Consider the following 12335-nt stretch of genomic DNA (forward strand, 5'->3'; position numbering starts at 1 on the left):
ATAGGACAGGCACGCTGTTGGGTCCTGGAACCGCAAGTGTGGTTCCACAGGCCCCAACCCAACCCCGACCAGGAGCCGGTTCGGCTGCCGGCTGGGGGTGGTGTTTGGTAGTGGTTTGAGAATCGTATAGTGGACGCGAGCATCAAGCACCAGCCATCACGGCTGGTGTGTAGTGTGATTTTCTTTGAGTCAAAAAATCTTAGTGTGAAAATTTTCGCACACACGAACACCAACCCGTCTGGGTGGTGTGAGTGTGTAAGAGCGCATGGTGGATGCCTTGGCATCAGGAGCCGATGAAGGACGTGGAAATCTGCGATAAGCCTCGGGGAGCCGATAAACGGGCGTTGATCCGAGGATGTCCGAATGGGGAAACCCCGCCACATGTGAGTGTGGTGACCCGCATCTGAATATATAGGGTGTGTGGAGGGAACGCGGGGAAGTGAAACATCTCAGTACCCGTAGGAAGAGAAAATAAGAATGATTCCGGGAGTAGTGGCGAGCGAAACTGGATGAGCCTAAACCCTGACAGTGTGAGAGCGTGCTGGTGTTGCTGTTTGGGTGTTGTGGGGTGTGTGTGTTCGGTTCAGCATGACCGAGACGCTGATGTGTGTGATCTGTAGTCGAACCTGGTGGGAAACAGGACCGCAGTGGGTGAGAGTCCCGTAGACGAAACAGGTCACCCCGGTGTGATGCATGTCCCCGAGTAGCACGGAACTCGTGGAATTCCGTGTGAATCTGCCAGGACCACCTGGTAAGGCTAAATACTTCCTGATGACCGATAGCGGATCAGTACCGTGAGGGAATGGTGAAAAGTACCCCGGGAGGGGAGTGAAAGAGTACCTGAAACCATGTGCTTACAATCCGTCAGAGCCACCATTGGTTGTGGTGATGGCGTGCCTTTTGAAGAATGAGCCTGCGAGTTAGCGGTGCGTGGCGAGGTTAACCCGTGTGGGGTAGCCGTAGCGAAAGCGAGTCCGAACAGGGCGATATCAGTCGCGTGTCCTAGACCCGAAGCGGAGTGATCTAGCCATGGGCAGGGTGAAGCAGCAGTAAGATGTTGTGGAGGCCCGCACCCACTTCAGTTGAAAATGGAGGGGATGACCTGTGGTTAGGGGTGAAAGGCCAATCAAACTCTGTGATAGCTGGTTCTCCCCGAAATGCATTTAGGTGCAGCGTTGCGTGGTTCTTGCCGGAGGTAGAGCTACTGGATGGCTGATGGGCCCCACCGGGTTACTGACGTCAACTAAACTCCGAATGCCGGTAAGGTTCAGCGTGGCAGTGAGACAGTGGGGGATAAGCTTCATTGTCGAGAGGGAAACAGCCCAGACCATCAACTAAGGCCCCTAAGCGTGTGCTGAGTGGGAAAGGATGTTCAGTTGCGAAGACAACCAGGAGGTTGGCTTAGAAGCAGCCACCCTTGAAAGAGTGCGTAATAGCTCACTGGTCAAGTGATTGAGCGCCGATAATGTAGCGGGGCTAAGTACACCGCCGAAGTTGTGGCAGCACCACAGATAGCCGTAATGGTGTGGTGTTGGGTAGGGGAGCGTCGTGTCGCCAGTGAAGTCGCCGTGTGAACGAGTGGTGGAGGCGTCACGAGTGAGAATGCAGGCATGAGTAGCGAAAGACGGGTGAGAAACCCGTCCACCGGATGACCAAGGGTTCCAGGGCTAGGCTAATCCGCCCTGGGTAAGTCGGGACCTAAGGCGAGGCCGACAGGCGTAGTCGATGGACAACCAGTTGATATTCTGGTACCGACACACAACCGACAATACCAAAACACATGACACTAACTCCCCCGCGTGCCCGTGGTGCCTTCGGGTGCCTGGTTGGCATTGTGGGCGAGGACCTGAGTGTGGAGTCGGTCAGCGTGAGGTGTGACGCAGAAAGGTAGCCAGGCCACGCGATGGTTGTCGTGGTCTAAGGTCGTAGCACGTGGGGGTAGGCAAATCCGTCCCCACACGAGTGTGAGAGCTGATGGGCGCCCCACAATGGTGGGGTGATCTGGTGATCCTCTGCTGCCGAGAAAAGCATCGACGTGAGGGTGTGTGTTGCCCGTACCCTATAACCGACACAGGTGGTCAGGTAGAGAATACTAAGGTGATCGAGAGAATCGTGGTTAAGGAACTCGGCAAAATGCCCCCGTAACTTCGGGAGAAGGGGGGCCATCCTGGTGAAACACCCACGCGGTGTGGAGCTGGTGGTGGTCGCAGAGGCCAGAGAGAAGCGACTGTTTATTAAAAACACAGGTCCGTGCGAAGATGTAAGTCGATGTATACGGACTGACGCCTGCCCGGTGCTGGAAGGTTAAGAGGACCCGTTAACCCGTAAGGGTGAAGCGGAGAATTTAAGCCCCAGTAAACGGCGGTGGTAACTATAACCATCCTAAGGTAGCGAAATTCCTTGTCGGGTAAGTTCCGACCTGCACGAATGGCGTAACGACTTCTCTGCTGTCTCAACCACGAACTCGGCGAAATTGCATTACGAGTAAAGATGCTCGTTACGCGCAGCAGGACGGAAAGACCCCGAGACCTTCACTATAGTTTGGTATTGGGCTTCGGTGTGGTTTGTGTAGGATAGGTGGGAGATGTTGAAGCCTGGTCGCCAGATCGGGTGGAGTCGGCAAGTGAAATACCACTCTGACCATTCTGGATTCCTTAACTTCGGACCCTGATCGGGTTCAGGGACAGTGCCTGATGGGTAGTTTAACTGGGGCGGTTGCCTCCTAAAGAGTAACGGAGGCGCCCAAAGGTTCCCTCAGCCTGGTTGGCAATCAGGTGTCGAGTGTAAGTGCACAAGGGAGCTTGACTGTGAGACGGACGTGTCGAGCAGGAGCGAAAGCTGGGACTAGTGACCCGGCCATGGCTTGTGGAAGCGTGGTCGCTCAACGGATAAAAGGTACCTCGGGGATAACAGGCTGATCTTGCCCAAGAGTCCATATCGACGGCATGGTTTGGCACCTCGATGTCGGCTCGTCGCATCCTGGGGCTGGAGTCGGTCCCAAGGGTTGGGCTGTTCGCCCATTAAAGCGGTACGCGAGCTGGGTTTAGAACGTCGTGAGACAGTTCGGTCCCTATCCGCTGCGTGCGTAGGAAATTTGTGGAGGGCTGTCCTTAGTACGAGAGGACCGGGACGGACGAACCTCTGGTGTGCCAGTTGTACCGCCAGGTGCATGGCTGGTTGGCTACGTTCGGGAAGGATAACCGCTGAAAGCATCTAAGCGGGAAGCCTGCTCCGAGATGAGATTTCCATCCCTATTGGGGGGAGGTGCCCAGGAGAACACTGGGTTGATAGGCCGGGTATGGAAGCACTGTAAGGTGTGGAGTTGACTGGTACTAATACGCCGATCACTCACACAACCCCTTTTGGGTTGGTGTGTGCGGAATGTTGCATGAAGTTTTTTGATGAGAGCCACATGGTTGGTGTTCGCGTTCGCTGTACGGTTCTTGGACCACTACCACACACGGTTCGTGTGTGGTGTGTCTGATGGTTTTGCGGTGGTGATAGTGGTGGGGAAACGCCCGGTTAACCGTTCCGATCCCGGTAGCTAAGCCCATGTCATGCTGATGGTACTGCAACTTGGTGGTTGTGGGAGAGTAAGTGACTGCCGCAATATTCGTTGAGGAGGGGATCCTGCCCATTAGGGCGGGGTCCCCTCCTTCTTTGCATTCACGACCTGTTTCGGTTCACCGCCCCCGGCCGCACCGATCACAGCGTCAACGTCATGAAGATGCTGTTCGGATCCGGAGCGTACGAACCGAAGGGTGCCACCTCGGCGAAGCCGGCCTTGCGATAGAACGCTCGAGCCGGGGCGAAGAACTCCATGCTCCCCGTCTCCAGGGAGATCTGCTCGATCCCGCGCGAACGCGCATCCGCGAGGACGCGATCGAGCAGCTGCGAAGCGATGCCTCGGCCACGATGCTCGGGAGAGGTGCGCATGCTCTTGAGCTCCTCATGGCGGGGGAGCAGTTGGGCAAGAGCGACCGTGCCGACCACCGTGCTCTCGTCGTAGGCGACCCACAGGCGCACCTCATCAACCTGAAGCGCGGAGAGATCGAGTGCATGCCTGGACTCGGCCGGCGCTGTCGGCGCCATATCGTCGAGATGCTGCTGCAGGAAGTCAGCCAACTGGGGATCATCGAAGTCGGCGGGCACAATCGTCATCATGCACTCATCGAATCCCAGACCGGACCCACGGTCAACTGCGCATCCGAACACCGCACCCCGGCTCACCGACCCCTGTTCAGACCGGTCGTTTTCATGATGTGGAATTCGGGCGGCATCTGAGCCAACCAGTCACGGAACGCCCGTAACGTCCATTGCGTCGCAGAGAGTCTGCATGCGCACCTCAACGGTGAGGATCTGAGAAGAGATGGCAATGAGCACTCCGAACCCCGCGGGCACACCGTCCGCGCTCAATGAACACGGCACCAAGCTGGTCCCGATCGCAGCGATCTTCGTGTCATGGCTGCTGGTCGTCTCCGACGGCTACGACCTCATCGTCTACGGCACCGTCCAGACCTCGCTCATCGAGGCCACTGGCTGGGGCCTGACCAACGCCTCGATCGGCACACTCGGCTCCCTGGCCTTCGTCGGCATGATGATCGGTGCCCTCTTCGGCGGCCGCCTCGGCGATCGCTTCGGACAGAAACGCATGGTCATCTCCTGCACCATCGCCTTCACCGTCCTCAACGCCCTCTGCGGTGCCGTCGACTCACCCGTCCTCTTCGGCATCCTCCGCTTCCTCGCCGGCGTCGGCCTCGGCGGCCTCCTCCCGAGTTCGAACGCCCTCGTCGCCGGCCTCGTCGCCCCACGCTGGCGGGCCACCGTCGCCACCATCATGATGTCCGGCGTCCCCGTCGGCGGCGTCCTCGCCGCCCTCACCGGCCTCATCGTCATCCCCACCCTCGGATGGCGATGGATGTTCTTCCTCACCCTCGTCTCACTCCTCATCATCCCCCTCGCCCTGAAATACCTGCCCTCCCGGGCCGATGAGACCGCCCGTGCCGGCGCCGAGGCGACCGCCAAGCGCTCCCTCTTCGCCGGCCCGTACGCGCTCATCTCCGTCCTCTTCGCGATCGCCGCACTCGCCGTGCTCTTCGTGTGGTTCGGACTCGGCACCTGGCTGCCCCGCCTGCTCGAGACCCAAGGCTACGACCTCGGATCCGCGCTGACCTTCACCCTCTCCCTCAACCTCGGCGCGGTCATCGGTTCGATCCTCACCGCCTGGGCGGGCACACGATTCGGCTCACTGGCCGCCGCGTCGGTGGCCACCGCAGCAACGGGAATCGCCATGATCGTGATGATCTCCGACCAACTGCCCACCACGGTCACCTACCTCCTCCTCGTCGTCGCCGGCATCGGCACCCACGGCTCGCTGTGCCTGATCATCGGCGCCATCAACAACACCTATCCGGCGCAGGTCAGGGGCACCGCTCTCGGCTGGGCACTGGGCATGGGCAGGCTCGGCGCGGTCCTCGCCCCGCAGGCCGGCGGTCTGCTCATCGGCACCGCCGCCGGGGTCGCGGCCGTGTACTCGGTCTTCGCCGGGGGAGCGATCATCGCCGCCGTGCTCATGGTCGCCCTCATCCTCGTCATCCGCCGTGCCGCACTCGGCTCCGGCGACGAGGCGGTCGACTCGGACGCGTCGAAGGTCCCGGCGGGCTGATCGCCGAGGCGGTCCCGACGGCCTGATCGCCGAGGCGGTCCCGCCGCCAATGCCGGGCACCCCGACCCCAACACCACCCCGAAGCTCACCACCACCTTCAAACTAGGAGCAACCATGAAGAAGATCGCCCTCGAAGAGCATTTCGGCGCCACCGACCCGAACATCGTTCAGCAGTCGGAGGAGCATTTCACCCCGCAGGCGTGGCCCGGCCGCCGCGCCGAACTGCTCGACATCCACGAAGCTCGACTGCGGCAGATGGACGAACTCGAGATCGAGAAGGTCATCCTCTCCCTGCTGGCCCCCGGCATCCAATCGCTGTACGACCGCACGCAGGCCGTCGACTGGGCGCAGAGGCTCAACGACTACGCCGCCGACCAGGTCGGGGCGAACCCCGACCGGTTCGAATCCTTCGCCGCCCTGCCTATGCAGGATCCGGACCGCGCCACCGAGGAGCTCGAACGCTCCGTCAACGACCTGGGCCTCGTCGGCGCCCTCATCAACGGCTTCTCCCAAGTCGACGACGAGGACACCGTCGTCTACCTCGACGATCCCCGCTACGCGGAGTTCTGGGCCACCGTCGCCGAACTCGACGTCCCCGTCTACCTCCACCCGCGCGACCCGCTCGCCTCCAAGAGCCCTCAGTACGACGGGCACCCGTGGCTGTACGGATCATCGTGGGCGTTCTCCGTCGAGACCGGCACCCACGCGCTGCGGCTCATGGGATCCGGCCTCTTCGACCGCCACCCCAATCTCACGATCATCCTCGGCCACCTCGGCGAGCTTCTGCCGTACAACATCTGGCGCACGGATCACCGTCTCGCCGTCGCCCCACGCGGCCTCGACGTCGAACACTCCTTCGGGCACTACCTGCGCACGAACTTCTACCTCACCACCAGCGGGAACTTCCGCACGCCGACCCTGCTCAACGCGATCCAGGAGGTCGGTGCGGATCGGATCATGTTCTCCGCCGACTACCCGTTCGAGTCGATGGAGGAAGCGGCGACATGGTTCGATCGGGTCGAACTCAACGATCGTGACAAGCACAAGATCGCCGCCGGCAATGCGCAGCGGCTCTTCGGACTCAGTCCGGTCGAGGCGCGTGCTCCTCGATCTCCGCAGTACACCGGGCGATAGCCTCATGCGTGCGCGTCGCCGAGAGCACGGCGGCGCGCACGCTCGGGGTCGCCACGCTCAGGGCGACCGGCTCGACCGACTGGAACCGGCCGAGCGAGAAGCCCAGGGCATCGACCCCGCGCTCGGTGAGGCCTGAGACCTGGGCGTATCCGTCGAAGCGCACCTGCTCCATCATCCGCATGAAGTCCGCGGCCGTCGGAAAATGCCGGCGCAGCGGTGAGGCCGGGTCGCGCTGCTGGTTGTAGAAGACCCGGATGAGCCATTCGTCGGGCAGCTGGGCGAGCAGCGTGAGCCCTCCCGCGGTCGTCGCCGCAGGCAGGACTGCATTCTCCCGACTCCCGACGTACGGTTCGGTGCTCCCGGCGATCGAGATGACGATGCGGACGCTGGTTCCGGTGCGCACCATGAGGTTGCACGTCTCACCGATCTCTTCGACGAGCCGCCGCAGAGGCTCGCGCGCGTTCTCCTGCAGCGCATGGAACTCATCGCTGACCCGCAACGGCGCGGTGACGGCCGGCCCGACCGTGTAGCGCCGATCATCGAGCTGGACGGCGAAGTCGCGGTAGACGAGCATCTGCAGGATCCGGTGGCACGTCGACGGCGAGAGATCCGTGCGCGCGGTGATCTCCTGCAGAGGCAGCGGCGCGGAATCTCGGAGGATCTTCACGATGAGCAGCGCACGATCGATCGACTGGATGAACGTGTTCGGAAGCGCACGGAAGTCGAGGTTCTCCATCGTCGAATCCATCCGGTGCCGGTCCCCTCAGCGGTTGGCCGCTCGTGCAGTGTGCCCTCCAGCCTAGGGTCGAACGGTCCCGAAACACAGAGCCGATCACGTCTGGATCAAGACGCAGAGTGAATGAATCGCCGAGGCGGTCCCTCGGTGCTCAGTGCAGTGCTGAGGTGGTCTCCGGCCCGGTGAGATGCGGCGATGCGACCATTTCGGGCACGCGTCGGTTAGGCTGTGTTCCCACCAGGCGCACCATTCGAGGCCTGCACGACGAGGTTCCGGAAGGGAGCTCTCGATGGACATCGGCGAAGTGTTCTCGGCCGGCGCAGAACTGCTGGGCTGGTGGTTCGAGACGTTCAAGTCCTCGGAAGAGACACTCGAGACAGACGACGCGGCCGAACCTGATAGCTCCGAACCCGATAGCTCTGAACCCGATGGCTTCGAACCCGGCGGGCCCGACGAACAGGGCGGCACCGAGGCGGAGTGAGCGCGACAGCGAGCGAAGCGCACCACCGAAGCAGCGTTCTCGTACGGGTGTGCGCCAGTTGAGTTCGTGATCGCCAGTTGCGCAGCTGGCCATCCTCGACTCAACTGGCGCAGCACTACTCTGCCGTCAGAGTTGCCATGGCGCTGCCACGTTGCCGCCCAGAGGAGGCGGCGGTACGAGAGGCAACCCATCGCTTACCCTGCAGCCCCCACCCCATGACGATGCTGACTATGCGGGCGCAGCGTGCTCAATTGCATGCGCCGACGGGGAAAGCGAGATCGACGTGTTCAACCTTCTCACCCGGAATTGTGACGTCGAGCGGCATGCAGGCGGAGTCTCGATCGCGGAGGAGGAAGCCACCGACCCACCAGTTCACGGTGTCGGCTGGGAGCTTGGGGCAGCTCTGATAAGTGACCTGCGAATAGCCTCCGACACGACCGCCCTCAGTGCGGATACCGGCGTAATCACGCGCTTCCGCGTCGACGCTCACCGTGGCCTCCGCGCCAGCGTCGAGATATGTGCCGATCTTGTAGTAGGCCAGGCCATCCGGCCCCACGTCTGCAGGCTTCCCGTCGATCGTCGGGTAGCCGCGCGCCAGGCCAGGGTAGCTCAGGGGACCGAAGGTGAGATCATTCTTCGCCGCTTCGGCTGCCTGTTGCCGCGCAGCGTCGCAGCCGACGGTCGTCTCACCTTTCGAGCCGGACGCGACCGTGACGGTAGAGGTACGATCCGGTGCCTGCTCGGACCGGTCGGTCGGACCACACCCGGTCAGCGCGGCCACGGTTAAGACAGCTGACGTTGCAAGAGCGCTCAGCCTGCGCGCACTCTGCGTGTGGAAAGGAAACACGTTCTTCCACCTCCCTCGCTTACGGGCCGTTGTAAGTTCGGCTCGCTCCGGCATCCACACATTCAGTGAGCCTCGGACGGGTCCGTCACGCCAGACTGCCCGCCACGCGCACGCCGGTCTTTCGCTGGGCTATGAGGCGGGCGGCGGCGATCTGCCGGCATGCATTGTCGGCGCTGGAAGCCACGGTGATCGTCGGCGCGGGCACGGTGCGCATCGGAGCCGTGGCGGAGAGGGCGGTTGTCCCGGACCGGGTTGCGTGACCGCGGCACAGCAGAGGGCCGGCCGCTCACCTCACTGGTGAACGACCGGCCCTGCGACGCGAACAGCACGTGGGCGGTCACCGACCGCCTGCGCAGCCACCGCCTCGGCGATCAGCGGGACATCACTGCCCGGACTTGATCATCTCTGCGAGCTTTTCGCCCATCATCATCACGGTGATGTTCGGGTTGACGGTGGTGATCTCGGGCATCGCCGAGGCGTCGACGACGCGCAGACGATTGACGCCCTTGACCCGCAGCTGCGGATCGAGCGGCGCCGAGACGTCGTCGGCCGCACCCATCTTCGCCGTGCCCACCGGGTGGTAGACGGTGTTGTGGGTGCGCACGATGTAGTCCTCGAGCTCCTCATCCGTCTGCGCCTCGGTGCCGGGGAACAGCTCGCGACCGGCCCACTCGGACATCGCATCCTGCGAGACGATCTCCCGGGCCTTGCGGATGCCGGCGATCATCACGCGCATGTCATGACCGTCGGGATCGGTGAAGTAGCGCGGGTCGACGAGCGGCTTGTCACGGAAGTCGCACGAACGCAGACGCACCGTGCCGCGCGAGCGCGCATGCGTGACGTTCGGGGTGAGGCAGAACGTGTTCTCCAACGTCGGGTAGCCCTGACGCACCGTGTGCATGTCGAAGGGCACCGAACCGTAGTGCATCATGAGGTCCGGACGATCGAGTCCATCCTCGGTGGGGGAGAAGATGCCGATCTCCCACCACTGCGTCGAGTCCTCGACCATCGGCTTCTTCGCCTCCCACGAGATCACACCCTCGGGGTGGTCCTGGAGGTTCTCACCGACTCCCGGCGCGTCGACACGGGTCTCGATCCCCACCTCGGCGAGGTGGTCTGCCGGACCGATGCCCGAGAGCATGAGCAGCTGCGGGGTGTTGATCGCACCGGCGGAGACGATGACCTCCTTCTTCGCCTCGATCCGGTGGGTCTTGCCGAAGGCGTTGTTGACCACGAGGACGCCGGTGGCGTTGTTCTCGTCGTCGAACTCGATCTCCTTGGCCTGGGTGTCGGTGAGGATCGTGAGGTTCTCACGGTCGAGGATCGGGTGCAGGTAGGACACCGAGGAGGACGACCGGGTGCCGTCGTCCTTGCGGTTGATCTGGAAGAAGTTCGCCCCGTTGATGACGGTCTCGCCCTCGTTGAACTGCACCTTCGGGATGCCGGCCTGCTCGCACGCCTCGAGGAGCGCGATGCCGCACGGGTCGACCGGGGGCACGTTCATCAGACGCACCGGACCATCATGGCCGTGGTGGTCACCGGGCAGCTCATTGTTCTCGAGCTTCCTGTACAGGCCGAAGGTGTCCTTCGAGCCCCAGCCGGTGGCCCCGTACTTCGTCTCCCACTCGTCGAGGTCCTCCTTCGGCGCCCAGAAGGCGATGCACGAATTGTGCGAGGAGCACCCGCCGAGGACCTTCGCCCGCGCGTGGCGCATGAACGAGTTGCCGTGCTCCTGCTTCTCGATCGGGTAGTCCCAGTCGAACCCGGATTCGAGGAGCTCCATCCACCGGTTGAGGCGGAGGATGACATCCTCGTCGACATCGGTGGGACCGGCCTCGAGCAGGCCGACGGTGACGTTCGGGTCCTCGCTCAGGCGAGCGGCGACCGCGGCACCGGCCGATCCGCCTCCGACGACGACGTAGTCAAAGCTGTGCGTGGTATCCACGGGGACTCTCCTCATTCGCTCTCGGTGTGCACGGGGAACCAGCCGGTGACGGCAGGCTCGAGGTTGTGGTAGATGTGCTTGGCCTCCTGGTACTCGGCCATGCCGGTGGGTCCGAGCTCACGGCCGAACCCGGACTGCTTGAAGCCGCCCCATTCCGCCTGCGGCAGGTACGGGTGGAAGTCGTTGATCCAGATCGTGCCGTGGCGCAGCTTCGCCGCGACCTCCTGGCACTTGCCCGCATCCTGCGTCCACACGGCACCGGCGAGACCGTAGATGGTGTCGTTGGCGGTGTCGACCGCCTCGTCGACAGACGAGAAGGTCTCGACCGTGACGACGGGGCCGAACGCCTCATCGGAGACCACGGACATGCCGCGTTCGACCTGGTCGAGCACGGTGGGCAGGTAGTAGTAGCCGTTCTCGAGGTCGCCCTCGCCCCACTTGCCGCCGCAGCGCACACGCGCCCCTTCGGCCACGCCCTTCTCCACGTACTTCGTCACCTTGTCGCGGTGGGCGGCGGAGATGAGCGGTCCGGTCTCGGCATCGGGATCGAAAGGCCCGCCGAGGCGGATCTGGGAGGCCCGTTCGACGAGCTTGTCGACGAACTCCTCGGCGATCGACTCCTCGACGATGAGGCGGGCACCGGCCGAGCAGACCTGGCCGGAGTGGACGAACGCGCCGTTGAGCGCATTGTCGAGAGCCGCATCGAGGTCGGCGTCGGCGAAGACGACGTTGGGGTTCTTGCCGCCGAGTTCGAGCGCGACCTTCTTCACGGTCGCTGCGGCATTGGCGGCAAGGAGACGACCGGTGATGAGGCCGCCGGTGAAGGAGACCATGTCGACGTCCTCACTCGTCGACAGCGGGGCACCGGCATCGGCACCCGCGCCGAGGATGAGGTTGCCGACCCCGGCGGGCAGCCCGAGCTCCTCCATGACCTGCATCGTCATGATCGCGGTGTGCGGGGTGAGTTCGGCCGGCTTGAGGATGAAGGTGTTGCCCGCGGCCAGGCACGGGGCGATCTTCCACGCGGCCTGCAGCAGCGGGTAGTTCCAGGGGGTGATGAGCGCGCACACGCCGACGGGTTCGTACGAGATGCGGCTGACGACGGCGTCGGAGCCGGCGTCGACGATGCGACCGGCATCGTTGGCGGCGAGCTTGCCGAAGTAGTCGAAGCAGTTGGCGATGTCGTCCATGTCGATGCGCGACTCGATGATCCGCTTGCCGGTGTCCAGCGACTCGGCGACGGCGAACTCCTCCTTGCGCTCGCGCAGCACGGAGGCGAAGCGAAGCAGGAAGTCACCGCGTTCGCTCGCGGGCACGCTTGACCAGACGCCGGAGTCGAAGGCACGGCGGGCCGCGGCGATCGCGAGCTCGGTGTCGGCGGGGCTGGCTTCGTCGACGACGGCGACGAGAGTGTCATCGGCAGGATTGCGGATCTCACGGGTGCGGCCGTCCTGGGCCGAGACCCACTGTCCATCGATGAAGAGTGTGTTGGGCACGATGTCTCCTATTCCTGGTGCGATCGTTCGG

General features: G+C 63.1%; 8 protein-coding genes and 2 rRNA genes. 5 read left to right on the forward strand and 5 right to left on the reverse strand.

The window, feature by feature from the left end; translation table 11 throughout:
• Positions 1-245: 245 nt before the first annotated feature.
• Together J9315_RS06885 and rrf are read left to right on the forward strand one after the other, a co-directional pair.
• Positions 246-3356: ribosomal RNA gene (locus tag J9315_RS06885) — 23S ribosomal RNA — on the forward strand.
• Between the two features lie 134 nt (positions 3357-3490).
• Positions 3491-3610 (forward strand): 5S ribosomal RNA (rrf, locus tag J9315_RS06890).
• 95 nt (positions 3611-3705) lie between these two features.
• Here rrf and J9315_RS06895 read toward each other — a convergent pair.
• Positions 3706-4161 carry a GNAT family N-acetyltransferase gene (locus J9315_RS06895; RefSeq protein ID WP_211979119.1) on the reverse strand — a complete coding sequence of 152 codons (456 nt, stop codon included), beginning with the start codon at positions 4159-4161 and terminating at the stop codon, positions 3706-3708.
• Positions 4162-4375: 214 nt separating this feature from the next.
• Between J9315_RS06895 and J9315_RS06900 the strand changes: the two genes are divergently transcribed.
• Positions 4376-5665, forward strand: coding sequence for an MFS transporter (locus J9315_RS06900; protein ID WP_211979120.1), 1290 nt, complete (start codon positions 4376-4378; stop codon positions 5663-5665).
• A 114-nt stretch (positions 5666-5779) separates the two neighbouring features.
• Complete coding sequence (locus J9315_RS06905) at positions 5780-6799, forward strand: amidohydrolase family protein (protein ID WP_211979121.1); 1020 nt, start codon at positions 5780-5782, stop codon at positions 6797-6799.
• Here J9315_RS06905 and J9315_RS06910 read toward each other — a convergent pair.
• Positions 6747-7535 (reverse strand): helix-turn-helix domain-containing protein, encoded by a 789-nt coding sequence (locus J9315_RS06910; protein ID WP_211979122.1) that lies wholly within the window; start codon positions 7533-7535, stop codon positions 6747-6749. The two genes, J9315_RS06905 and J9315_RS06910, sit on opposite strands and share 53 nt — an antisense overlap.
• A 289-nt stretch (positions 7536-7824) precedes the next feature.
• Between J9315_RS06910 and J9315_RS06915 the strand changes: the two genes are divergently transcribed.
• Positions 7825-8016, forward strand: a complete 192-nt coding sequence (locus J9315_RS06915; protein WP_211979123.1) for a hypothetical protein — start codon at positions 7825-7827, stop codon at positions 8014-8016.
• A gap of 247 nt (positions 8017-8263) precedes the next feature.
• Here the strand turns inward: J9315_RS06915 and J9315_RS06920 are convergent, their stop codons facing one another.
• The 3 genes from J9315_RS06920 to J9315_RS06930 form a co-directional block, all read right to left on the reverse strand.
• Positions 8264-8797, reverse strand: coding sequence for a hypothetical protein (locus J9315_RS06920; protein WP_211979124.1), 534 nt, complete (start codon positions 8795-8797; stop codon positions 8264-8266).
• A 448-nt stretch (positions 8798-9245) separates the two neighbouring features.
• Complete coding sequence (locus tag J9315_RS06925) at positions 9246-10808, reverse strand: GMC family oxidoreductase N-terminal domain-containing protein (RefSeq protein ID WP_249121052.1); 1563 nt, start codon at positions 10806-10808, stop codon at positions 9246-9248.
• 11 nt (positions 10809-10819) lie between these two features.
• On the reverse strand, positions 10820-12304 hold the full coding sequence (locus tag J9315_RS06930; RefSeq protein ID WP_211979126.1) for an aldehyde dehydrogenase family protein: 1485 nt from the start codon (positions 12302-12304) through the stop codon (positions 10820-10822).
• Positions 12305-12335: the final 31 nt, after the last annotated feature.

The sequence above is a fragment of the Brevibacterium sp. W7.2 genome, from assembly GCF_018137945.1.
Taxonomy (GTDB): Bacteria; Actinomycetota; Actinomycetes; order Actinomycetales; family Brevibacteriaceae; genus Brevibacterium; species Brevibacterium sanguinis.